Annotated in this window: 19 protein-coding genes and 2 pseudogenes; 17 read left to right on the top strand and 4 right to left on the bottom strand. The window is 63.3% G+C overall.

Annotation, left to right across the window (positions count from 1 at the left end; translation table 11 throughout):
• Positions 1-8: 8 nt before the first annotated feature.
• Entirely contained in the window at positions 9-818 is an 810-nt protein-coding gene (locus M2396_RS09505; RefSeq protein WP_219855678.1) for a rhodanese-like domain-containing protein, read from the bottom strand.
• Between the two features lie 46 nt (positions 819-864).
• The gene (locus tag M2396_RS09500; protein WP_181107302.1) at positions 865-2400 is read right to left on the bottom strand and encodes an HDOD domain-containing protein; all 1536 of its coding nucleotides are present in this window, start codon (positions 2398-2400) and stop codon (positions 865-867) included.
• A 130-nt stretch (positions 2401-2530) separates the two neighbouring features.
• Between M2396_RS09500 and motA the strand changes: the two genes are divergently transcribed.
• Positions 2531-3382 (top strand): flagellar motor stator protein MotA, encoded by an 852-nt coding sequence (gene motA, locus M2396_RS09495; protein WP_101315887.1) that lies wholly within the window; start codon positions 2531-2533, stop codon positions 3380-3382.
• 3 nt (positions 3383-3385) lie between these two features.
• A complete protein-coding gene (gene motB, locus M2396_RS09490; protein ID WP_259074421.1) occupies positions 3386-4408 on the top strand; it encodes a flagellar motor protein MotB in 1023 nt (340 codons plus the stop codon).
• Positions 4409-4505: 97 nt separating this feature from the next.
• Here motB and rsgA read toward each other — a convergent pair whose 3' ends face one another.
• A complete protein-coding gene (rsgA, locus tag M2396_RS09485) occupies positions 4506-5537 on the bottom strand; it encodes a small ribosomal subunit biogenesis GTPase RsgA (RefSeq protein ID WP_101315891.1) in 1032 nt (343 codons plus the stop codon).
• A 186-nt stretch (positions 5538-5723) separates the two neighbouring features.
• Between rsgA and orn the strand changes: the two genes are divergently transcribed.
• Both orn and M2396_RS09475 read left to right on the top strand, forming a co-directional pair.
• Positions 5724-6266 carry an oligoribonuclease gene (gene orn, locus M2396_RS09480; protein ID WP_259074418.1) on the top strand — a complete coding sequence of 181 codons (543 nt, stop codon included), beginning with the start codon at positions 5724-5726 and terminating at the stop codon, positions 6264-6266.
• 94 nt (positions 6267-6360) lie between these two features.
• Positions 6361-6972, top strand: a complete 612-nt coding sequence (locus tag M2396_RS09475) for a trimeric intracellular cation channel family protein (RefSeq protein WP_101315895.1) — start codon at positions 6361-6363, stop codon at positions 6970-6972.
• Between the two features lie 4 nt (positions 6973-6976).
• Here the strand turns inward: M2396_RS09475 and queG are convergent, their stop codons facing one another.
• Positions 6977-8059 carry a tRNA epoxyqueuosine(34) reductase QueG gene (gene queG, locus M2396_RS09470; RefSeq protein ID WP_101315897.1) on the bottom strand — a complete coding sequence of 361 codons (1083 nt, stop codon included), beginning with the start codon at positions 8057-8059 and terminating at the stop codon, positions 6977-6979.
• A gap of 65 nt (positions 8060-8124) precedes the next feature.
• On the opposite strand from queG, the gene M2396_RS09465 reads away from it, so the two are divergent.
• The 13 genes and pseudogenes from M2396_RS09465 to M2396_RS24310 all read left to right on the top strand — a co-directional run.
• Positions 8125-8985: an NAD(P)H-hydrate dehydratase gene (locus M2396_RS09465; RefSeq protein ID WP_259074415.1), complete on the top strand. Its 861-nt coding sequence runs from the start codon at positions 8125-8127 to the stop codon at positions 8983-8985.
• Positions 8973-9446, top strand: a complete 474-nt coding sequence (gene tsaE, locus M2396_RS09460) for a tRNA (adenosine(37)-N6)-threonylcarbamoyltransferase complex ATPase subunit type 1 TsaE (protein ID WP_101315901.1) — start codon at positions 8973-8975, stop codon at positions 9444-9446. Before M2396_RS09465 ends, tsaE begins: the two co-directional genes overlap by 13 nt.
• Positions 9447-10892, top strand: a complete 1446-nt coding sequence (locus tag M2396_RS09455) for an N-acetylmuramoyl-L-alanine amidase (RefSeq protein ID WP_178080739.1) — start codon at positions 9447-9449, stop codon at positions 10890-10892.
• Positions 10889-12784, top strand: coding sequence for a DNA mismatch repair endonuclease MutL (gene mutL / locus M2396_RS09450; protein ID WP_259074409.1), 1896 nt, complete (start codon positions 10889-10891; stop codon positions 12782-12784). Before M2396_RS09455 ends, mutL begins: the two co-directional genes overlap by 4 nt.
• A gap of 1 nt (position 12785) precedes the next feature.
• Positions 12786-13757 (top strand): tRNA (adenosine(37)-N6)-dimethylallyltransferase MiaA, encoded by a 972-nt coding sequence (miaA, locus tag M2396_RS09445; RefSeq protein WP_101315907.1) that lies wholly within the window; start codon positions 12786-12788, stop codon positions 13755-13757.
• A 94-nt stretch (positions 13758-13851) separates the two neighbouring features.
• Positions 13852-14112, top strand: coding sequence for an RNA chaperone Hfq (gene hfq, locus M2396_RS09440; RefSeq protein ID WP_060480687.1), 261 nt, complete (start codon positions 13852-13854; stop codon positions 14110-14112).
• A 13-nt stretch (positions 14113-14125) separates the two neighbouring features.
• Positions 14126-15427, top strand: coding sequence for a ribosome rescue GTPase HflX (gene hflX, locus M2396_RS09435; protein WP_101315909.1), 1302 nt, complete (start codon positions 14126-14128; stop codon positions 15425-15427).
• A gap of 96 nt (positions 15428-15523) precedes the next feature.
• Positions 15524-16717 (top strand): FtsH protease activity modulator HflK, encoded by a 1194-nt coding sequence (gene hflK, locus M2396_RS09430; RefSeq protein ID WP_101315911.1) that lies wholly within the window; start codon positions 15524-15526, stop codon positions 16715-16717.
• A complete protein-coding gene (gene hflC, locus M2396_RS09425) occupies positions 16717-17586 on the top strand; it encodes a protease modulator HflC (RefSeq protein WP_150571120.1) in 870 nt (289 codons plus the stop codon). Before hflK ends, hflC begins: the two co-directional genes overlap by 1 nt.
• A gap of 267 nt (positions 17587-17853) precedes the next feature.
• Positions 17854-19041 (top strand): ATP phosphoribosyltransferase regulatory subunit, encoded by a 1188-nt coding sequence (locus M2396_RS09420; RefSeq protein ID WP_101315915.1) that lies wholly within the window; start codon positions 17854-17856, stop codon positions 19039-19041.
• Between the two features lie 62 nt (positions 19042-19103).
• Positions 19104-20396 carry an adenylosuccinate synthase gene (locus tag M2396_RS09415; protein ID WP_103435853.1) on the top strand — a complete coding sequence of 431 codons (1293 nt, stop codon included), beginning with the start codon at positions 19104-19106 and terminating at the stop codon, positions 20394-20396.
• A gap of 519 nt (positions 20397-20915) precedes the next feature.
• Positions 20916-21608: pseudogene (locus M2396_RS24315) on the top strand (methyl-accepting chemotaxis protein); the annotation flags it as partial.
• A 390-nt stretch (positions 21609-21998) separates the two neighbouring features.
• A pseudogene (locus tag M2396_RS24310) lies at positions 21999-22514 on the top strand (methyl-accepting chemotaxis protein); the annotation flags it as partial.
• Positions 22515-22586: the final 72 nt, after the last annotated feature.

The following is a 22586-nucleotide window of genomic DNA, read 5'->3' as shown; positions in this document are numbered from 1 at the left end:
GAATTTCCTTAAACCTCTACGGGCGTGTCCGGATGGTTGCCCCATTCGCCCCACGAGCCGGCGTACGCCTTGACCCGGGGGTAGCCGAGGGACTTGGCCACCAGATAGGTAAAGCCTGAACGGTGATGGGTCTGGCAATGGGTGATCACTTCCTTGTCGGGAGTGATACCCAGATTTTGCAGGATCTCGGCCATGTCCTTGCGGATGCGCAGGTGGTCATTCATGTCCATGCCTGCGGTCCACTCGAAGTTGACGGCGCCGGGGATGTGCCCGCCTTTGGCCGCGAGCACTTTCTCGCCCCGGTATTCACCCGGCGCGCGAGCGTCCCAGATGGCCAGGTCGGCAGCGCCGAGGCGGCTCTGCAGGTATTCGCGGGTGGCGGTCGGCTCGTCGTTTATGGTCAGGCTGACCGAGCCGGTGGCGCTGGCGGGCGTCTCGGTCGACAGCTGATCAGCCGGCCAGGCCTGGATACCACCGTTGAGGTAGTGATACTGCGCATGACCGATGACATCCAGCAGCCAGATGAAGCGCCCGGCCCAGCCACCGCCTTCGTCGTCGTAGACCACATAGACGGCATCGTCACGATGGCCGAGTTCGGCGAACAGCTTTTCCAGGTCGGCGCGCGCCGGCAGTAGCCCAGGCGCCGGCGGTTGGCCCAGCTGGGTACGCTTGGGGTCGACGAAGCGCGCACCGGGCACGTGGCCACTGCCATAGCGGTTGGCGCTGGTCAGGTCGACCACGATCAGCGCGGGCGAGCCCAGGCGTGGCAACAGGTCTTGCGCTTCGATAACCAGCGGCAAGCCGGAAAAATCAGTCATCCACAGTCTCCAGGTGGAACGCGAGGGGGCGATTGTAGCGTAAGGCTCAGCTACTGCGGGTGGCGAAGGTAGCCAGAGCGCGCTCGATACACTGTGCAGTCTTGCCCAGTGCCTGCACGCTGACGTCGGCCAGCGGGCGGCCCGCCTGATCGGCAAGCAGCAGCATGATTACCTGGCCATTGACCGCCAGCGAGCGCAGCAGCAGGTGCTCGCTGGGGAACAGGGCATTGATCGGCGCTGGCAGCAGGGCGGCGAACTGGGCGTGGTTGTCCGGCGTCAGGCGCAATTGCCCGGCCTGACTGGTCAAGCGTTGTAACAGTTTGTTCTGTTTGACTGCCAGGTTCAGTGCAGCTGCTTCCTTGGGCAGGCCAGCAGTCTGCTGCACGCGCAAGGCATCAGTGGCCTTGTCGTAGGTCAGCAGCAGTACCCGCTGCATGCCGCAGGCGAGCAGTGCATCGCGGGCGTGGGTAGCCAGGTGCACGGCATTGCTGAAGCGGCTGGGCTGGGCCAGCATTTCGGCGCACAGCGAGCGCCAGCGCTCCAGGTTTTCTGCAGGCGGCGGCGGTGGTGTGAGCATGTCCGGGTGCGGGCGGCGCTGCTGCCATGGCCAGATCAACGCTTCGGCCGGGTGGAACAGGGCGTGGCGGGCGTGATGGCGGGCACTCGCTGCGGCTTGCTGGTGAACCTGCTGCTGGACGTCGTCCAGCGAGGTCTGCAAATACAGCGCGGTCAGCAGTTGCCAGCGCAGCAGGTGCGGGTTGTCCCAGCCGACTTGCGCCGCCAGTGCCAGGCCGTTGGCCAGCAATACGGTGTTGGCCGGTTGGTTGAACCAGCGGCGCAGGCCTGGTTCTTCATCCAGCCGATGCTGCTGCTCGAGGCTGTCCGTCTCGCGGGCAATGTTGAATACCTGAGCCAATTGTTCGCGTTCGCTGGTAAGCAGGCGGTAGCCCTGGGTTACCCACTCCGGCAGGCGCCAGTGCAGGGCGACCGCCTGGCACAGCTCCATCAGGCGTACGCCAAACAGCTCGATCTCGACCTCGGCAGCGTTTTCGCCCTTGTGGATAACCCGTAGCTCCCAGGTGTCGAGCAGCTTGGGGTAGGTCACGGCCATCGGCCACAGCGGCGACAGGAACAGCAGGCTGCCCCAGTGAATCTCCTGCCACAGCCGCGCCAGGCGGCTGGCGAACAGGCCACTGGCCTGCTGCGCGGCATGCTGGCTGATCAACAGAAACTGGCGCAGTACCGGCGGGATGTCATCGCCGGGCAAGGCCGGCAGGCGCGCCAGCAGCTGTGCGCTGCGCTCAAGTCCGAGGCGATTGAGGGCAACTTCGAGGCTCTCGGCCGGCTCGGCCTGGCTGGCGTTGGCCGAGTGATTGGCCTCACGCATGACCGACAGTACCAAGGCGGGGCTGTCCTGCATCAGTTCGGCGATGTCGCGCAATGATCGACGGTTGTCATTGATGGCCGCCAGTACCCGGTCGTGGCTTTCCTTGGGCACGGGCAGGCGCACGTCATCCAGCAGTTTTATCCAGCGGTCTAAAGTGCGTGGCGTCTGACTTGGTACCTTGGTTTCAATTGGCATTTTGACATCAGTCCGAACTGGCTTTTCACTTGGAGTGGCTATAGTCTGGCGCAGTTCTGCCGATAAGTAGAAGAAGAGTTTTCAAGCTCCCGTCCCCGACCCTGACCTCGACTTCAAGTGCTTTGAACCTATGGCTAAAATTATCGGCATCATCGTCGTCTTCGCGAGCGTGATCGCAGGCTACGTGCTTTCCCACGGCAAGATTGCGGCGCTGATCCAGCCGTTCGAAGTGCTCATCATTGGCGGGGCTGCGTTTGGCGCGTTCCTGCAGGCCAACCCTGGCTACATGACCATGCACGTGATCAAGAAGTCGATGAAGATGTTCGGCTCGCGCTTCACCCATACCTTCTACCTGGAGGTGTTGGGCCTGGTCTACGAGATCCTCAACAAGAGCCGCCGCGAAGGCATGATGGCGATCGAAGGCGATATCGAAGACGCCTCGGCCAGCCCGATCTTCGCCAAGTACCCGGCAGTGCTGGGTGATGAGCGCATGACTGCGTTCATCTGTGACTACCTGCGCATCATGTCCACCGGCAACATGGCTCCGCACGAGCTCGAAGGCCTGTTCGACATGGAGCTGCTGAGCCTCAAGGAAGAACTCGACCACCCTTCGCACGCGGTCACCGGGATCGCCGACGGCATGCCTGGCTTTGGTATCGTTGCGGCGGTACTGGGTATCGTCGTCACCATGGCCTCGTTGGGTGAGGGCGACCAGGCTGCCATCGGCATGCACGTAGGTGCGGCGCTGGTGGGTACCTTCTTCGGTATTCTTGCTGCGTACGGCTTCTTCGGCCCACTGGCTACCTGCCTGGCTCACGATGCCAAGGAAGAGGTCAATCTGTACGAGTCGATCAAGGCGTCGCTGGTGGCTTCGGCCTCGGGCATGCCGCCGTCACTGGCCGTGGAATTCGGGCGCAAGGTGCTGTACCCCAAGCACCGTCCGAGCTTCGCCGAGCTGGAACAAGCAGTTCGCGGTCGCTGATTCATGGAAAACAATCAGCCGATAATCATCAAGCGCGTCAAGCGCTTTGGCGGCGGTCACCATGGCGGCGCCTGGAAGATCGCCTTTGCCGACTTCGCGACGGCGATGATGGCGTTCTTCCTGGTGCTGTGGCTGATGTCGACGGCCACCCCAGAGCAGAAGATCGCCATCGCCGGCTACTTCAAGGACCCGATCGGCTTCTCCGAAAGCGGTACGCCCTATGTGATTGACCTGGGTGGCTCGCCGGAGCTGGCGCCGGACAAGACCATCAACCCTGAGGTGAAGTCCGAGCCGACGCCCGACACCAGCGTGCAGCTGGACAAGGATCAGGTCGAGACCATGGCCGAGCAGGTTGAAAAGGAACGCCTGAACCTGCTCTTGCAGGAGCTGCAGAACAAGGTCGAAGAAAACCCGCAGCTGCAGAAGTTCAAGGATCAGATCCTGTTCGAGATCACCCAGGACGGCCTGCGTATCCAGATCATGGATGCCGAGAACCGGCCGATGTTCGACATCGGCAGCGCGCGTTTGCAGCCGTACTTCGAGGACATTCTGCTGGCCATGGCCGACACCATCAAGGCGGTGCCGAACAAGATCAGCGTCAGCGGCCACACCGATGCCAAGGCCTATGCCGGCAGCGGTGACTACGGCAACTGGGAGCTGTCGGCCAACCGTGCCAACGCTGCGCGACGTGCGCTGGTGGCGGGTGGCTATCCGGATGATCAGGTGGCGCGGGTGGTGGGTTATGCCTCGTCGTCGCTGTTCGATCGCAAGAACCCGTTCAACCCGGTCAACCGGCGCATCGATATCATCGTCCTGACCAAGAAGGCCCAGCGCAATATCGAGGGCGAGCAGGGCACTCCGGATGCACCGCCGGCATCTGACGCACCCGCGGCGCCAGGCTCGGCAGCGCCAGGTGCAGCAGCGCCCGCTGGTGCCGGCGAGGCGCCGATGCAGCCGCGTGAGCTACGGCAGAAGCTCAATATCTTCGAGGACGGTACCTTGAAGATGGACGAGCCGAAGGAATAACCGCCTGCGGCACAGCAAAAAAGGGCTGCAATGCGGTAATGCCAGTCAGTTAGGCCGATTGGGCTGCAAAGCAGCCCCGACTTACCTGCCCCAGCTGTTAATAGCTGTCTTCGGTCAGGCTGGCGATGATCGAGCGGTAGCTGTGCATACGCTGTGGCTTGATCCGGCCTTCGTCCAGCGCCTTGAGCAAGGCGCAGCCTGGCTCGCGGTCGTGCTTGCAGTCGCGAAAGCGACAGGTGCCGAACAGTTCGCTGAACTCGATGAAGCCGGCTTCGACATCATCGCGGCTGACGTGCACCAGGCCGAATTCACGGATACCGGGGGAGTCGATCAGGTCACCGCCGTTGGGGAAGTGATAAAGCCGCGCCGTGGTGGTGGTATGGGTACCCTGGCCAGACCACTCGGACAGATCACCCACCCGCGTGTGCGCCTGCGGCAGCAGGCTGTTGACCAGCGACGACTTGCCGACACCGGACTGGCCGACAAACACGCTGACGTGGCCATCGAGCATTTTCTGCAGCTGCTGCATGCCGTCGCCGTGGTGCGCCGACACCTCCAGCAGGGGGTAGCCCAGGTCGCGGTAGACCTCGAGCAAGGCATTCAGCGCCGGTGCATTTTGCTCGTTGATCAGGTCGGCCTTGTTCAGCAACAGCAACGGGCGAATGCCGGCGTGCTCGGCGGCGACCAGGTAGCGGTCGATCAGGTTGGCGTGGGGCTCAGGGGCGGGGGCAAAGACGATCACGATCAGATCGACGTTGGCGGCTACCGGCTTGAGCACGCCCTGGTTGTTGGGGCGGGTCAGCTCGGTCGAGCGCGGTAGTTGCGCGACGATTACGCCGATGCCCTGGTTGCCTGCTCGCCATACCACGCGGTCACCGGTGACCAGTGCAGGCAGGTTGGCGCGCAGGTGGCAGCGGAAGATCTGGCCAACTGTGTCGCCGTCCTGGGCTTCGACTTCGACTTGGACGCCAAAGTGGGCGATGACCAGGCCGAATTGCTCGGGTCCGAGGTCGCCGCCTTCCAGTTCCTGCAAGACGTGCTGCTCGCGTTTGGCGGCGCGTTCGGCGCGTTCGCCCTGGATTTTTTCGATGCGCCAGTTTTGGCGGCGGTTGAGCTGGCGTTTGGCCATGAATGTTCCGTGGTGGCTTGCGGTTGGAAAACGGCTGACAGTTTAGCATGCTCCTGTTGTGGCCTATTCGTTAACCTTGGTTGGGGAGGTGCCTGTGGAATCGTTGAACACAGTGAATTAGCGAGCAAAGCCAATTACCCGGTCGGGCCACTAAGCTACTATGACGGCCTATCTCAGGAGCCCTTCATGGACAACACACAGAACCTGATCTGGATCGATCTGGAAATGACCGGTCTGGATCCGGACAGCGACGTCATCATCGAGATGGCGACCATCGTCACCGACAGCAACCTCAACACCCTGGCCGAAGGCCCGGTGATCGCCATTCACCACAGCGATGAAGTGCTGGCACGCATGGATGAGTGGAACACCCGTACCCACGGCGGCTCGGGCTTGACCCAGCGTGTGCGTGACAGCCGTATCAGCATGGCCGAAGCCGAGGCCCAGACCATCGCGTTTCTGCAGCAGTGGGTGCCGAAGGGCAAGTCGCCGATCTGTGGCAACAGCATCTGCCAGGATCGGCGCTTCCTGTACCGCCACATGAAGTCGCTGGAAAGCTACTTCCACTACCGCAACCTCGACGTTTCTACCCTCAAGGAACTGGCTGCACGCTGGGCCCCTGAGGTGCGCGACAGCTTCCAGAAGGGTGGCACCCACCTGGCGCTGGACGATATTCGCGAGTCGATTGCCGAGCTGCGTCACTACCGCGAACACTTCATCAAGGTTTAAGCCTGCTGCGCCGGCGGACGATAGTCGGCGCGCCCCCTTCTGGTGCGGGGTGCAACTGGGTAGACTGCGCGCCTTTCTCGCACGGACTCGCACCATGTTGCTGATGCTCTACCTCGTCGCTATCACCGCCGAAGCCATGACCGGGGCCTTGTCCGCCGGCCGTCGCGGCATGGACTGGTTCGGTGTGGTGCTGATCGCCTGCGTGACGGCGCTGGGTGGTGGCTCGGTGCGCGACGTGCTGCTGGGGCACTATCCGCTGACCTGGGTGAAGCACCCCGAGTACCTGGTGCTGACCAGCTTTGCTGCACTGCTGACGATCTTTATCGCGCCACTGATGCGCCATCTGCGCTCGCTGTTTCTGGTGCTCGATGCGCTGGGGCTGGTGGCGTTTACGCTGATTGGCTGCATGACGGCGCTGGAGATGGGCCAAGGCCTGCTGGTGGCGTCGATCAGTGGGGTGATCACCGGGGTCTTCGGCGGGATTCTGCGCGATATCTTCTGCAACGACATCCCGCTGGTGTTTCGCCGCGAGCTGTATGCCAGCGTGTCGTTTGCGGCGGCGTGGTTCTATCTGGGCTGCGTGCACTTCAATCTGCCGGCCGAGCAGGCCACGCTGCTGACTCTGTTTGGTGGTTTTCTGGTGCGTTTGCTGGCGATCCGCTTTCACTGGGAAATGCCCAAGTTTCACTATAACGACCAGCAGTAGTCACTCAGCTCGCTGGCTGCGCCTGCCGTTCTGCGTGCTGGGCCAGCGCCCACTCGACATGCTCGCGGACCAGTTCGGACGGGTGCTCGCGGCGTGCCTGCAGCGCCTCCAGCACCGGAATGGTCGACGGTGCGTTGCCCAGCCCGACGGCCAGATTGCGTAGCCAGCGTTCGTAGCCGGCGCGGCGCAGCGGCGAGCCTTCGGTATTGCCCAGAAAGGTCGCCTCATCCCACATGAACAGTTCGGCCAGGCCGGCATTGTCCAGGCCGTGACGCGGCTTGAAGTCGTTTTCCTGGGTGGGGCGGGCGAAGCGGTTCCACGGGCAGACGATCTGGCAGTCATCGCAGCCAAACACCCGATTGCCGATCATCGCGCGCAGCTCGACCGGGATCGCCTGCTTCAGCTCGATGGTCAGGTAGGAAATGCAGCGCCGTGCGTCGAGTACATACGGGCCGACGAAGGCATTGGTCGGGCACACGTCCAGGCACGCCTGACAGCGGCCGCAGTGCTCGCTGGTCTGGGCTTCATCCACCGGCAGCGGCAGGTCGACGAACAACTCAGCCAGAAAGAAGTAGCTGCCGGCCTTGCGGTTGAGCAGCAGGGTGTTCTTGCCGATCCAGCCCAGCCCGGCCTCCTGCGCGATGGCTTTCTCCAGCACCGGCGCGCTGTCGACAAAGGCACGAAAGCCGAACGGGCCGATGTCTGCCTGAATGCGGTCGGCCAGGTGCTGCACGCGTTTGCGCACCAGCTTGTGGTAGTCGCGGCCCAGAGCGTAGCGCGACACGTAGGCTTTTTCCGGCTGTGCGAGCACCTGCGCCATGCGCGTATCGCCGGGCAGGTAGTCCATGCGCAGCGAGATCACCCGCAGTGTCCCCGGGATCAACTGCTCGGGGTGGGAACGTTTGCTGCCATGCGCGGCCATATAGTCCAGCTCGCCGTGATAGCCGGCGGCAAGCCAGCGCTCCAGGTGCTGTTCATGCTCGCCCAGGTCTACACCAGCGATACCGACGTGGGCGAAGCCGAGTTCGCGGCCCCAATCCTTGATCGATTGGGCCAGCGCGGCGAGGTCAGGAATACAAACGGACATGGATGGGCAAGGCATTACAGGCTCAGGTGCGTATAATTCTGCCAGACATCGGAGCCTTTGACCCCATGCCCCAGACCAAACACCCCGGCAACGCGGTAAAAACCCTCAGCCGAGGCAACCTCGCCCGGCTGCCGGCGCGCCGTGCAGACGCGCACAAGACCGACTTCGGCCATGTGCTGGTGGTCGGTGGCGACCTCGGCACCGGCGGCGCCGCGCTGCTCAGTGGCGAGGCCGCGCTGCGCTGTGGTGCTGGCCTGGTCAGCATCGCCACGCGCCCTGAGCATGTTTCAGCGGCGCTGACCCGGCTGCCCGAGACCATGTGCCTGGGCGTGTCATCGGCCAATCAGTTGATCGAGGTATTGACCCGCGCTTCCGTGCTGGTGGTCGGCCCCGGGCTTGGCCAGGCCGCATGGGGGCGCAGCCTGCTGTCGGCTGTGGCCAACAGCGATGTGCCGCAGGTGTGGGATGCCGATGCGTTGAACATGCTCGCCAGCAGCCCGTTGGCCGTGCCCGGCGCGAGCATCCTCACCCCGCACCCAGGGGAGGCGGCGCGCTTGTTGGGGATTTCCACCGAGGCGGTGCAGGCTGACCGTGCCGGCGCTGCGCGCAAGCTGGCGCGCAGGTACGCCAGCATCTGCGTGCTTAAAGGCGCGGGTACTCTGGTGGCTGATCCGGACGGACAGTTGGCGCTGTGCCAGCGAGGCCACCCGGCGATGGCCGGTGCAGGGCTGGGCGATGTGCTCACTGGTGTGCTTGGCGCATTGCTGGCGCAGGGTCTGGATGGCTGGTCGGCGGCATGCCTGGGCGTGTGGCTGCATGCCTGCGCTGGCGAGCGCCTGGGCGTCAAGGGCAGGGGCCTGGCAGCCAGTGATCTGCTGCCGGTCATTCGTGAATTATTGGAGGAGCATTCAGCGTGTCAGGTGTAACCCTGTTTCTGCCCGACGAAGAAGCCACTGTGGCCTTCGGCGCGCGACTGGCCGAAGTGACCGGCGGTCATGGCGTGATATTTCTCGAGGGTGACCTCGGCGCCGGCAAGACCACCCTGTCGCGTGGCCTGATCCGTGGCCTGGGCCATACCGGGCCGGTCAAGAGCCCGACCTTTACCGTGGTCGAACCCTACGAAATCGGCGATGTGCGGGCGTTTCACTTCGACCTGTACCGGCTGGTCGATCCGGAAGAGCTGGAGTACCTGGGCATTCGCGATTACTTCGAAGGTGACGCCCTGTGCCTGTTCGAATGGCCCGATAAAGGTGCGGGCGTTTTGCCAAAGCCCGACCTGACCATTACCATAAGCCCGCAAGCGGGCGGACGCTCGCTTAACCTGTTGCCGCAGGGCGCTCGTGGCCAAGCCTGGTGCACCGCGCTGGCCAACAAAATTCAACAGTAAATGGGGTTAGGTATGCGCATACGCGCACTGGTCGTCGTTGTCGGTCTGCTGCTCAGCGCAGTGACTGTCAACGCTCTGGCCGCCACACAAGTAAAAAGCATGCGTCTGTGGCGCGCGCCGGACAACACACGACTGGTGTTCGACCTCTCCGGGCCCGTGCAGCACAGCGTGTTTACGCTGAGCGCACCGGATCGGCTGGTTATCGATATCAATGGTGCCACCCTCGGCGCGCCGCTCAACGTGGCCACCTCCAACACCCCGATCAGCAGTGTCCGCTCGGCGCAACGCACGCCGACCGACCTGCGCGTGGTCATCGACCTGAAAAAGGCCGTCACCCCGAAAAGCTTCGTTCTGGCGCCCAATGCCCAGTACGGTAACCGCTTGGTGGTCGACCTGTACGATCAGGAAGCCGACGCCATCGCGGCCACTACGCCGACGCCCGCGCCGACGCCGGTGCAGCCGCCGGCCACCACGCCGGCCATCCCGGTAACGCCGACCCAGCCGGCGATCAAGCTGCCGCCAGCACCGAGCGGCAAGCGCGATATCGTGGTTGCCATCGACGCCGGTCACGGCGGCGAAGACCCGGGCGCTTCCGGCTCGCGCGGTCAGCACGAAAAAACCATCGTGTTGCAGATCGCTCAAGAGTTGCAGCGCCAGATCAACAGCGAGAAAGGCTACCGCGCCGAGCTGACCCGTACCGGCGACTACTTCATCCCGCTGCGCAAACGCACCGAGATCGCCCGCAAGAAGGGTGCAGACCTGTTCGTTTCGATCCATGCCGACGCCGCGCCGTCGAAGGCCGCCTTTGGTGCTTCGGTGTTCGCCTTGTCTGACCGCGGCGCTACCTCGGAAACCGCGCGCTGGCTGGCCGACACGGAAAACCGCTCCGACCTGATCGGCGGTGCCGGCAACGTCAGCCTCGACGACAAGGACCGCATGCTCGCCGGGGTTCTGCTCGACCTGTCGATGACCGCTACGCTCAGCTCCAGTCTGGATGTCGGGCAAAAAGTGCTGGGCAACATGGGCCGCATCACCTCGCTGCACAAGCGCCGGGTCGAGCAAGCGGGCTTCATGGTGCTGAAATCGCCGGATATTCCGTCGATCCTGGTCGAAACCGGATTTATCTCCAACGCCAACGAAGCCGCCAAGCTGGCTACCAAGAGCCACCAGCAGGCGCTGGCGCGCTCGATCCACACCGGCTTGCGCCAGTACTTCCAACAGAGCCCGCCGCCTGGCACCTACATCGCCTGGCTGCGTGACAGCGGCAAGATTGCCCAAGGCCCGCGTGACCATACCGTGCGTCCGGGTGAAACCCTGGCGATGATCGCCGTGCGTTACCAGGTCAGCGTGGCTGCCCTGCGCAGCAGCAACAGCCTGAAAACCGATGAGCTGAAGGTCGGCCAGCATCTGGATATTCCGGGTACCACCCTGGCGTCGCAGCAATGACCGGTGGTTCGCGCATCGAGCTGCTCAGCCCGCGGCTGGCCAACCAGATTGCTGCCGGCGAAGTAGTCGAGCGACCTGCGTCGGTAGCCAAGGAGCTGCTGGAAAACAGCCTCGACTCCGGTGCCCGGCGCATCGATGTCGAGGTCGAGCTGGGTGGTACCAAGCTGCTGCGTGTGCGTGACGACGGCAGCGGCATCTCCCCGGATGACCTGCCGCTGGCCCTGGCACGGCACGCCACCAGCAAGATTCGCGAGCTGGAAGACCTTGAAGGCGTACTCAGCCTGGGCTTTCGGGGTGAAGCACTGGCGTCGATCAGTTCGGTTGCACGGCTGACCCTGACCTCGCGCACCGCCGATGCCAGCGAAGCCTGGCAGGTCGAGACCGAAGGCCGCGACATGACCCCGCGGGTACAGCCTGCGGCGCACCCGGTCGGCACCTCGGTAGAAGTGCGCGACCTGTTCTTCAATACCCCGGCCCGGCGCAAGTTCCTCAAGGCCGAGAAAACCGAATTCGATCACCTGCAGGAAGTCATCCGCCGCCTGGCACTGGCACGCTTCGATGTCGGCTTTCACCTGCGTCACAACGGCAAGAGCATCCTCAGCCTGCACGAGGCCGCCGATGATGTGTCGCGGGCGCGGCGAGTCGGCGCGATCTGTGGCCCGGGCTTTCTTGAGCAGGCGCTGCCGATCGACGTCGAGCGCAACGGCCTGCGCCTATGGGGTTGGGTCGGCTTGCCGACCTTCTCGCGCAGCCAGGCTGACCTGCAGTACTTCTTCGTCAACGGCCGGGCGGTGCGCGACAAGCTGGTGGCCCATGCGGTACGCCAGGCGTATCGCGACGTGCTGTTCAACGGCCGCCATCCGACCTTTGTGTTGTTCCTTGAGCTGGAGCCGAACGGCGTCGACGTCAACGTGCACCCGACCAAGCACGAAGTACGCTTCCGTGAAGGGCGTACGGTTCACGATTTTCTCTACGGCACCCTGCATCGCGCGCTGGCCGATGTGCGCCCGGAAGGTCAGGTGGCCGCTCCTGCCGCAGCCGCCGAGCTGGTGCGTGCTGGTGGCCAGCTGGCTGGCGAGTTCGGCCCTCAGGGCGAGATGCGCCTGGCCACGCCTGTGCTCGAACAGCAGCAGCCTGCTCCAGCCGGCTCCGGCTCCGGCGCTGGTGCGGGTTACCAGTACCAGTACCAGCACACGCCGCGCCCCTCGCAGCCACTGCCGGTGGCCGAAGCGCAGGCCGCTTACCGCGAATTCTATGCGCCGCTGAACAGCGCCGCGCCGGTCGCGCTGCCCGACGGCCAGGGCGATATACCGCCGCTGGGCTACGCCATGGCGCAGCTCAAGGGCATCTACATCCTTGCCGAAAACGCCCAAGGCCTGGTGCTGGTCGACATGCATGCCGCCCACGAGCGGATCATGTACGAGCGGCTCAAGGTGGCCATGGCCAGCGAAGGCCTCAGTGGCCAGCCGCTGCTGGTGCCGGAAACCCTGGCGATGAGCCAGCGTGAAGCCGATTGCGCCGAAGAGCATGCACAGTGGTTCCAGCGCCTCGGCTTCGAGCTGCAGCGGCTAGGCCCGGAGACGGTCGCGATTCGCCAGATCCCGGCGTTGCTGAAACAGGCCGAAGCCAATCGGCTGGTGCAGGACGTGCTTGCTGACCTGATGGAATACGGCACCAGCGACCGCATCCAGGCGCACCTCAACGAGCTGCTCGGGACCATGGCCTGCCACGGCGCCGTGCGCGCCAACCGGCGCCTGGCGATCCCCGAGATGAACGCCTTGCTTCGCGACATGGAAAACACCGAGCGCAGCGGCCAGTGCAACCACGGCCGACCGACCTGGACCCAGATGGGCCTGGACGATCTGGACAAACTCTTCCTGCGCGGTCGGTGACATGAGCAGCAAACCTCCAGCGATCTTCCTCATGGGCCCGACTGCGGCGGGCAAGACCGATCTCGCCATCGAGTTGAGCAAAGTGCTGCCCTGCGAGCTGGTCAGCGTCGATTCGGCGCTGGTCTATCGCGGCATGGACATCGGCACTGCGAAACCGTCGAAAGACATCCTGGCGGCGTACCCGCACCGCTTGATCGATATCATCGACCCCGCCGAGAGCTACTCCGCGGCGCAGTTTCGCAGCGATGCCCTGGCGGCCATGGCCGAGATTACCGCACGCGGCAAGATCCCGCTGCTGGTCGGCGGCACCATGCTCTACTACAAGGCTTTGCTTGAAGGCCTGGCCGACATGCCGGCGGCTGACCCGGCCGTGCGCGCCGAGCTGGAAGCCCAGGCCAGCGCACTGGGCCTGGGCGAATTGCACCGGCAGTTGGCCGAGGTCGATCCGGTGTCTGCGGCGCGCATCCACCCCAACGACCCGCAGCGCTTGATCCGAGCGCTGGAGGTGTATCGGGTGAGTGGTGAGAGCATGACTGCCCACCGCCAGCGCCAATCAGCCGAAAGTAGCGGCGCAGACGCAGGCGCGGCCGGCCATTTGCCCTATACTGTGGCCAGTCTGGCGATCGCTCCTGCAGATCGTCACATTCTGCATGAGCGAATTGCGTTACGATTTTCACAGATGCTGGAACAGGGCTTCATCGATGAGGTCCGAGAGCTGCGAGCCAGAAGTGACTTGCACGCCGGGCTGCCGTCTATACGGGCAGTGGGCTATCGGCAGGTCTGGGATTTCCTAGACGGCAAGCTAGATGAGAATGAGATGCGAGAACGCGGTATCATTGCGACTCGCCAGCTGGCCAAGCGGCAGTTCACCTGGTTGCGCGGTTGGTCCGACGTGCACTGGCTGGACAGCCTGGCCTGCGACAATCTGTCCCGCACCTTGAAATACCTTGGGGCCATCTCCATATTGAGCTGAGTCCCTGCTAATTGCCGTCTACTCTTGCGAGTGGGCGGCGTAATCATAGAATTTTCTCGTTTTTTTATTATTTATCCTTACAGGAGTGCGGCATATGTCAAAAGGGCATTCGCTACAAGACCCTTACTTGAACACCTTGAGAAAAGAAAAGGTCCCGGTTTCGATCTATCTGGTCAACGGGATCAAGCTGCAGGGCTCGATCGAATCTTTCGACCAGTTTGTAGTTCTACTGAAAAACACCGTCAGCCAAATGGTCTACAAACACGCCATTTCGACTGTCGTACCTGCACGTCCGGTTCGTCTGCCAAGCCCGTCCGATTCCGAGAACGGTGACAGCGAGCCAGGCAACGCCTGATTAGGAGCCTGCATTGTTCTTTGAGCGCCACGGTGGTGGTGAACGAGCGTTGCTCGTTCACTTGGAAGGTCAGAACCCTGAGGCGCGCGAAGACCCGCAGGAGTTCCAGGAGCTGGCCCTGTCGGCCGGTGCTGAAATCGTCTTGCTGTCTACGGTGACACGGCATCAGCCCAGCGCCAAATTCCTGATTGGCAGTGGCAAGGTCGAGGAGTTACGCGACCTGGTCAGTGCCGAGCATGTCGATCTGGTGATTTTCAATCACACCCTCACGCCCAGTCAGGAGCGTAACCTCGAACGTGTGTTCGAGTGTCGCGTGCTTGACCGTACCGGGCTGATCCTCGATATCTTCGCCCAACGGGCGCGTACCCATGAAGGCAAGCTGCAGGTCGAACTGGCCCAGCTTGAGCACATGAGCACGCGGCTGGTGCGCGGCTGGACTCACCTTGAGCGGCAAAAAGGTGGTATCGGCCTGCGCGGTCCGGGGGAGACCCAGCTTGAAACCGACCGGCGCCTGTTGCGGGTCCGCCTGCGGCAGATCAAGGCGCGCCTGGAAAAGGTCCGCAGCCAGCGTGAGCAAGCGCGGCGCGGGCGCAGACGTGCGGACATCCCGTCGGTGTCGCTGGTGGGTTATACCAACGCCGGCAAGTCGACCCTGTTCAACGCCCTGACCCAATCCGACGTGTACGCGGCCGACCAGCTGTTCGCCACCCTCGACCCGACCTTGCGCCGTCTGCAACTCGACGACCTGGGGCCGATCGTGCTGGCCGATACCGTGGGCTTCATTCGCCATCTGCCGCACAAGCTGGTCGAGGCATTTCGGGCTACGCTCGAAGAGTCGAGCAACTCCGACCTGCTGCTGCACGTGATCGACGCCCATGAGCCAGAGCGCATGGAGCAGATCGAGCAGGTGCTGGCGGTATTGGGCGAGATCGGCGCAGAAGGCTTGCCGATCCTCGAGGTCTATAACAAACTCGACCTGCTTGAAGATGTCGAGCCACAGATCCAGCGCGATGCCGATGGCAAGCCGGAACGGGTCTGGGTGTCGGCACGTGATGGACGTGGCCTGGAGCTGGTTGGCCAGGCAATTGCCGAGTTGCTGGGGGATGATCTGTTTGTCGCCACCCTGCGCCTTGATCAGCGTTTCGCTCGCTTGCGCGCGCAGCTGTTCGAACTGGGCGCGGTGCAGAGCGAGGAACATGATGAAGAGGGCAGCAGCCTGCTCAGCGTGCGCCTGCCGATGATCGAGCTTAATCGCCTGGTCAGCCGTGCCGGCATCGAGCCGCAGACGTTTATCGCGCAACACACTTTGCAATAAATGCCCGTCGAGGTCGCCGGGCAGCCGTGACAGGCATTCTGTAGCATTGGACGGCGCGCCGTGGGCGCGTCTTTGCTTTATCAGATGGAGAGCGCTATGGCTTGGAATGAGCCGGGTGGCAACTCGAAAGACCAGGATCCCTGGGGCGGTCGCCGTGGCGGCGGCGGCAGTGGTGGCGGTGGCGACAAAAAAGGCCCACCTGATCTCGACGAGGCCTTCCGCAAGCTGCAGGACAGCCTGAACGGCATGTTCGGTGGCGGCAAGAAACGCGGCGGTGGTGACCGCAATATCGGCAAGGGTGGCGGTTACGGCCTGCTGGGCATAGGCCTGGCGGTGTTGGCTGCGATCTGGCTGTACAGTGCCGTGTACGTGGTCGACGAGCAGGAGCAGGCGGTTGTGCTGCGCTTCGGCAAGTACTACGAGACCGTGGGTCCAGGCCTGAATATCTATTTCCCGCCGATCGATCGCAAGTACATGGAAAACGTGACGCGTGAGCGTGCGTACACCAAGCAGGGGCAGATGCTCACCGAAGACGAGAACATCGTCGAAGTGCCGCTGACCGTGCAGTACAAGATCACCAACCTGCAGGACTTCGTGCTCAACGTCGACCAGCCGGAAGTGAGCTTGCAGCATGCGACCGACAGTGCCCTGCGTCACGTGGTCGGCTCGACCTCGATGGACCAGGTGCTGACCGAAGGTCGTGAGCAGATGGCCGTGGACATCCGCGAGCGTCTGCAGCGTTTCCTCGACACTTACCGTACCGGTATCACCGTGACTCAGGTCAACGTACAGAGCGCGGCAGCCCCGCGTGAAGTGCAGGAAGCCTTCGACGACGTGATCCGTGCCCGTGAAGACGAGCAGCGTGCGCGCAACCAGGCCGAGTCCTACGCCAACGGCGTGGTGCCAGAGGCCCGTGGTCAGGCGCAGCGCATCATCGAAGACGCCAACGGCTACCGCGATGAAGTGATTGCCCGCGCCAAGGGTGAAGCCGATCGCTTCACCAAGCTGGTCACCGAGTACCGCAAGGCGCCGGACGTAACCCGTCAGCGTCTGTACCTGGAGACCATGCAAGAGGTCTACAGCAATTCGAGCAAGGTCATGGTGGCAACCAAGGACGGGCAGAACAACCTGCTCTACCTGCCGCTGGACAAGATGGTTGAAGGCGGTCGCAACACGTCGGCTTCTGCCGGCAGCAGCAGCGCGTCGCCGTCGGTCAACGACGCAGCCGTGCGCGCAGCGCAGGACCTGCAACAGCAACAACAGGCACTGCGTACTAGGGAGAGCCGCTGATGAGCAATAAATCGCTGATCGCCCTGATCGCCGCAGTCGTGCTGGCTGTCGTGGCCTGGAACAGCTTCTACATCGTGTCCCAGACCGAACGTGCGGTACTGCTGCAATTCGGTCGTGTGGTTCAGGCTGATGTTCAGCCCGGCCTGCATGTGAAGATCCCGTACGTCAACCAGGTGCGCAAGTTCGACGCGCGGCTGATGACCCTGGACGCACCGACGCAACGCTTCCTGACCCTGGAAAAGAAAGCGGTAATGGTCGACGCCTATGCCAAATGGCGGGTGAAAGATTCCGACCGTTTCTACACCGCGACCTCGGGCATGAAGCAGATCGCCGACGAGCGTCTGTCGCGACGTCTGGAAAGCGGCCTGCGTGACCAGTTCGGTAAACGCACCCTGCACGAAGTGGTATCCGGTGAGCGTGACGCACTGATGGCTGACATCACTGCATCGCTGAACCGCATGGCCAACAAGGAGCTGGGTATCGAAGTGGTCGACGTTCGCGTCAAGGCCATCGACCTGCCGAAGGAAGTCAACCGCAGCGTGTTCGATCGTATGAGCACCGAGCGTGAGCGTGAGGCCCGTGAGCATCGCGCCAAAGGTAACGAGCTGGCCGAGGGTATCCGTGCGGATGCCGACCGTCAGCGTCGAGTACTGCTGGCCGAAGCCTATCGTGAATCCGAGGAAACCCGCGGTGATGGTGACGCCCAGGCGGCCGCCATCTACGCTAAGGCCTACAACCAGGATGCGGATTTCTATTCGTTCCACCGTAGCCTGCAAGCGTACCGTGCGAGCTTCTCGAGCAAGAGCGACGTGCTGGTCCTGGATCCGAAGAACGAGTTCTTCCGGTACCTGGACAAGAGCCGGCCGTAAGCGACAAGGCCCCGCCTGGCAGGTAAAACTGCCGGCGGGGTGCATCCCGAAGGAAAAGGGGTGTATGATGAGTCAGCCGGGAAATTTCCCGGCTTTTTTGCGTCTGCAAGGTTGATTGGCTCGCATTGGGTCAGCCCGGCGCTAGTAATTCGAGGGTGTTGGTACGGCGGTAGCGCTGGGATTAGTGCTGCCTGTTGTTGTGTGCCAATGCCTGTATTCACGGCTTGCCTATGGGTTGGCCGCTCGGACCAAAGGGGAAAAGGCGTAATGGCAACGGTAGACCGCTGGCTGCTGCCAGATGGCATCGAGGAAGTACTGCCACCTGAAGCTGCGCGCATTGAAGTCGCGCGGCGGCAGGTGTTGGACCTGTTCCAGAGTTGGGGTTACGAACTGGTCGTTACTCCGCATATCGAGTACCTGGAATCGCTGCTCACCGGTGCCAGCCAGGACCTCGACCTGCATACCTTCAAGGTGGTCGACCCGCAGTCCGGTCGGCTGATGGGCTTCCGTGCCGACTTCACCCCGCAGGTAGCGCGCATCGACGCCCACACCCTGCGCCGTGAAGGTCCGAGCCGCCTGTGCTACGCCGGTAGCGTGCTGCATGCGCAGCCGCGCCAGCTGTCTACTTCGCGCAGCCCGATCCAGCTCGGCGCCGAGCTGTATGGCGATGCCAGCCCGACCAGCGATGTCGAAGTCATCAGCCTGATGCTGGCCATGCTGCGCCTGGCCGATGTGCCGGACGTGCATATGGACCTCGGCCACGTCGGTATCTACCGTGGTCTGGCGCGTGCTGCCGGATTGTCCGGCGATGTCGAGCAGCAGCTGTTCGATGCGCTGCAGCGCAAGGCCCGCGATGAAGTGTACGCACTGACCGCTGACCTGCCGCAGGACCTGGGCGGCATGCTGCGTGCCCTGGTTGAGCTGTGCGGTGGCCGTGAAGTGCTGGCTCAGGCGCGTGTGCGTCTTGGCCGTGCCCCGGCCAGCGTCCTGGCTGCGCTGGATGACCTGCTGGCGATCGCTGATCGGTTGGCAGCGCGCTTCCCGGAGCTGCCGCTGTACTTCGACCTCGGCGAGCTGCGCGGCTACAACTATCACACCGGTGTGGTGTTCGCGGTGTTCGTGCCTGGGGTCGGTCAGTCGATCGCTCAGGGCGGTCGCTACGATGACATCGGTGCCGACTTTGGCCGGGCGCGTCCGGCCACTGGTTTCTCCACGGATTTGAAGACCCTGGTCACACTGGGGCGAGCGGAGGTCGTATTGCCTTCTGGCGGCATCTGGATGCCCGACAGCGGCGACGCGGCCCTCTGGCAGATGGTCTGCCAGTTGCGCAACGAGGGCCAGCGAGTGGTCCAGGCATTGCCTGGCCAGCCGCTGAGTGCTGCCCTCGAGGCGGATTGTGATCGGCAATTGATTCAGCAAGAAGGGCGTTGGCAGATCCTGCCTCTGACCCATTGAGACAGCTCGCGCGGCCCGCATCAGGGTCGGCAACCAAGTTTGCGTGAATGAGGACAAGTGTTATGGGTAAGAATGTCGTCGTCCTGGGCACCCAATGGGGTGATGAGGGCAAAGGCAAGATCGTTGATCTGCTGACCGAACATGCTGCCGCCGTAGTGCGCTACCAGGGCGGTCACAACGCCGGCCACACGCTGGTGATCAACGGTGAAAAAACCGTGCTGCACCTGATTCCGTCGGGCATCCTGCGCGAAGGCGTGCAGTGCCTGATCGGCAACGGTGTAGTGGTTGCACCGGACGCCTTGATGCGGGAAATCACCAAGCTCGAAGAGAAGGGTGTACCGGTGCGTGAGCGCCTGCGCATCAGCCCGGCTGCACCGCTGATCCTGTCCTACCACGTAGCACTGGACCAGGCTCGCGAGAAGGCCCGTGGCGAAGCCAAGATCGGTACCACCGGTCGTGGTATCGGCCCGGCCTACGAAGACAAGGTCGCTCGTCGTGGCCTGCGCATCGGTGACCTGTTCCACCGTGAGCGCTTCGCTGCCAAGCTCGGTGAGCTGCTGGACTACCACAACTTCCAGCTGGTCAATTACTACAAAGAGCCGGCCATCGACTTCCAGCAGACCCTGGACGAGTGCATGGCCTACGCCGAGCAGCTCAAGCCGATGATGCTCGACGTCACCGCCGAGCTGCACAACCTGCGTCGCGCTGGTAAGGACATCATGTTCGAAGGCGCCCAGGGCTCGCTGCTGGACATCGACCACGGTACCTACCCGTACGTGACCAGCTCCAACACCACTGCCGGCGGCATCTCCACCGGTTCCGGCGTTGGCCCGATGTACCTGGATTACATCCTCGGCATCACCAAGGCGTACACCACCCGTGTCGGTTCCGGTCCGTTCCCGACCGAACTGTTCGATGACACTGGCGCAACCCTGGCCAAGCGTGGCCACGAGTTCGGCTCGACCACCGGCCGTGCCCGTCGTTGCGGCTGGTTCGATGCGGTCATCCTGCGTCGCGCCATCGACGTCAACAGCATCTCGGGCATCTGCCTGACCAAGCTGGATGTGCTCGACGGTCTTGAAACCATCAACATCTGTGTGGGTTACAAGAACGAGAACGGCGCAGTGCTCGAAGCGCCTTCCGACGCCGACAGCTACATCGGCCTGGAGCCGGTGTACGAAGAAATGCCGGGTTGGAGCGAGTCGACCCTGGGCGCCAAGACCCTCGAAGAGCTGCCAGAAGCGGCTCGCGCTTACATCAAGCGCATCGAGGAGCTGACCGGCGCGCCGATCGATATCATTTCGACCGGCCCGGATCGCAACGAGACCATCGTGCTGCGTCATCCGTTTGCCTGATTAGCCTGCCAGGCTGATCCAGCGCCGCGTTCCCGCAAGGGAGCGCGGCGTTTTTTTTGCACACGTTGTATCGTCGGTGAATAAACTTGGCGTTTATGCCTGCTGCGACGGCACAACCCTTGCTGTAAGAATGCCCTTGTCGATGCCATCAAAATAGTGGCGCCAGAAACACGAGGGTTCACCGTGTCTGCCATTCATTCATTGTTACGAAGCCGCCTGTTGCGGCCTGTGTTTGTTGCCTTGGGTATCGCCCTTTTGGTGCAGGTGCTGGTGGCCGTTGCGCTGACCCGGAGCACAGTGAGCGCCCTTGAGGCGAACCTGGGTGAGCGCCTGGGCAGCGATAGCCGCAAGCTTGCGGGTGAACTGGAATTGGCCGGGCAGGACGTCCGCGCCGGCCTTGAAGGCCTCTCCAGCAGCACTCGGCAGCGTTTGAGCAGCGGTTTGTCGACGCGCCTGCAAAGTGAACAACAGCAATTGCGCGCCACCCTGGAGAAGAACCTCAAGGACTCGGCCAACGACATGGCCGAGTTGCTCGCCTCGGTTGCCCCGCGAGCGATCTGGGACAACGACGTGCCGGTGCTCTCCGACTTTGCCCGCCGTGCCCAGCGCAATCCCAATGTATTGTTCGTGATCTATGACGATGCTCAGGGCCAGCACCTGACGCGCTACCTCAACCGGCAAAACCCGATCAACCAGGCGCTGATGGACAAGGGCGAGGGTGAGCGGGCGCTGGACAAAGTGCTCAACGCTGCGCGCAAGGACCCTGCGGTGTACTTCGTCGAAGCACCGATCAGCCCCAACGGTGCCGAGATCGGCAAGGTGCTGATGGGCGTTTCCACCGCATCCGTCGAACAGGAACTGAAGGCCCTCGATGCACGCTTCGCGGCATTGATCGGCAGCAGCGAGCAGTTGGTCGGCGACAGCCTCGGGGCGGCCGCCGCAGACAGCGGCAAGGCCCTGCGTGCGCGTCTGGAAGCTGCGCAAAACAGCGCCACCGCGATGCAGGCCAACACCGCCGAAACCGTCCGCGATGCGGCCGCCGAGCTGCGCTGGCGGATTGGCCTGGGCCTGGTGCTGGTGGGGCTTGGCGTACTGCTGGTAGTGGCAGTGGTACTCGGCCGGCGCGTGGTCAACAAGCTGCGCCTGCTGATTGCGGCACTCAATGACCTGGCTGCGGGCGACGGTGACCTGACCAAACGGGTCAGCCTCGACAGCCGTGATGAAATCGGCGACATGGCGGCAGCGGTCAACCGCTTTGTCGACAAGCTGCAGCCGATCGTCCGCGAGGCGGGTGAAGTCGCCCAGCGCACCGGCGTCGAAATCGGTGTCATGACCCAGCGCAGCGCCGGTGCCGACGCTGCCGCAGCCTTGCAGCGTGACGCAGTGGCGGCCAGCTTGCGCGACCTGTCCGGCATGGCCGACGAAGCCCAGGCCGAGAGCCATGCGATGCAGGCTGCCTTGCAGCAGGTGGTCGACATCCGCCAGGCCACTGACGAAAACAGCCGCACCTCGACCCAGCTTGCTGGCTTGATCGAAAACCTCGCGGGCCAGGTCGATGCCGGCTCGCAGGTGATCGAGCGGCTGGCCAAGCAGAGCGAACAGATCGAGGTGGTGCTGACGGTAATCCACGGCATTGCCGAGCAAACCAACCTGCTCGCCCTCAACGCGGCAATCGAAGCCGCCCGTGCCGGCGAGACCGGGCGTGGCTTTGCGGTGGTGGCCGACGAGGTGCGGGCGCTGGCGAGCAAGACCCAGAGTTCGACCGGGGACATTCAGGCGCATATCGTTGCCCTGCAGCAAGGCGCCAAGCAGGCGGTGGCAACCATCAGCCAGGCCGGGCGCCAGGCCAGCGAAGGCTTGCTGGTGCTGCGCGATAACGAACGCCGCCAGCAATCGGTGCAGGCCGCCGTCGAACAAGTGCATGCGGCGATTGGCCTGGCGACCCGTGCTGCCGAGCAGCAGGCACACGGTGCGCAAGCGGTACGCGGCAGGGTCGAGACGATTCATGCCCAGGCCGAGCGCTCGGCCGAGGTGGTGATGCAGACGACCGCCAGCGGCAAGGTGCTGGATGATCTGGCGGCGCAGCTGCGCGCCAGCCTTGGTCAGTTCCGGGCGTAAGAGTCATCCCTTTCAAGGTGTTCTGAAGCTGCACGTGTAGTGAGATCGTCGGGGGCCGCTACGCGGCCCCAG

The organism is Pseudomonas sp. BIGb0278 (genome assembly GCF_024809895.1).
GTDB lineage: Bacteria > Pseudomonadota > Gammaproteobacteria > Pseudomonadales > Pseudomonadaceae > Aquipseudomonas > Aquipseudomonas shirazensis.
The sequence above is the reverse complement of the archived record's forward strand: the minus strand, read 5'-3'. Positions and strand labels throughout refer to the sequence as shown.

Coding starts and splice junctions, on each gene's coding strand:
- orn (WP_259074418.1), top strand. CDS start 5,724: ATGGACAACACACAGAACCTGATCTGGATCGATCTGGAAATGACCGGT.
- M2396_RS09505 (WP_219855678.1), bottom strand. CDS start 818: ATGACTGATTTTTCCGGCTTGCCGCTGGTTATCGAAGCGCAAGACCTG.
- mutL (WP_259074409.1), top strand. CDS start 10,889: ATGACCGGTGGTTCGCGCATCGAGCTGCTCAGCCCGCGGCTGGCCAAC.
- hflK (WP_101315911.1), top strand. CDS start 15,524: ATGGCTTGGAATGAGCCGGGTGGCAACTCGAAAGACCAGGATCCCTGG.
- M2396_RS09420 (WP_101315915.1), top strand. CDS start 17,854: ATGGCAACGGTAGACCGCTGGCTGCTGCCAGATGGCATCGAGGAAGTA.
- M2396_RS09475 (WP_101315895.1), top strand. CDS start 6,361: ATGTTGCTGATGCTCTACCTCGTCGCTATCACCGCCGAAGCCATGACC.
- hfq (WP_060480687.1), top strand. CDS start 13,852: ATGTCAAAAGGGCATTCGCTACAAGACCCTTACTTGAACACCTTGAGA.
- queG (WP_101315897.1), bottom strand. CDS start 8,059: ATGTCCGTTTGTATTCCTGACCTCGCCGCGCTGGCCCAATCGATCAAG.
- motA (WP_101315887.1), top strand. CDS start 2,531: ATGGCTAAAATTATCGGCATCATCGTCGTCTTCGCGAGCGTGATCGCA.
- M2396_RS09455 (WP_178080739.1), top strand. CDS start 9,447: ATGGGGTTAGGTATGCGCATACGCGCACTGGTCGTCGTTGTCGGTCTG.
- hflC (WP_150571120.1), top strand. CDS start 16,717: ATGAGCAATAAATCGCTGATCGCCCTGATCGCCGCAGTCGTGCTGGCT.
- M2396_RS09465 (WP_259074415.1), top strand. CDS start 8,125: ATGCCCCAGACCAAACACCCCGGCAACGCGGTAAAAACCCTCAGCCGA.
- miaA (WP_101315907.1), top strand. CDS start 12,786: ATGAGCAGCAAACCTCCAGCGATCTTCCTCATGGGCCCGACTGCGGCG.
- motB (WP_259074421.1), top strand. CDS start 3,386: ATGGAAAACAATCAGCCGATAATCATCAAGCGCGTCAAGCGCTTTGGC.
- M2396_RS09500 (WP_181107302.1), bottom strand. CDS start 2,400: ATGCCAATTGAAACCAAGGTACCAAGTCAGACGCCACGCACTTTAGAC.
- rsgA (WP_101315891.1), bottom strand. CDS start 5,537: ATGGCCAAACGCCAGCTCAACCGCCGCCAAAACTGGCGCATCGAAAAA.
- M2396_RS09415 (WP_103435853.1), top strand. CDS start 19,104: ATGGGTAAGAATGTCGTCGTCCTGGGCACCCAATGGGGTGATGAGGGC.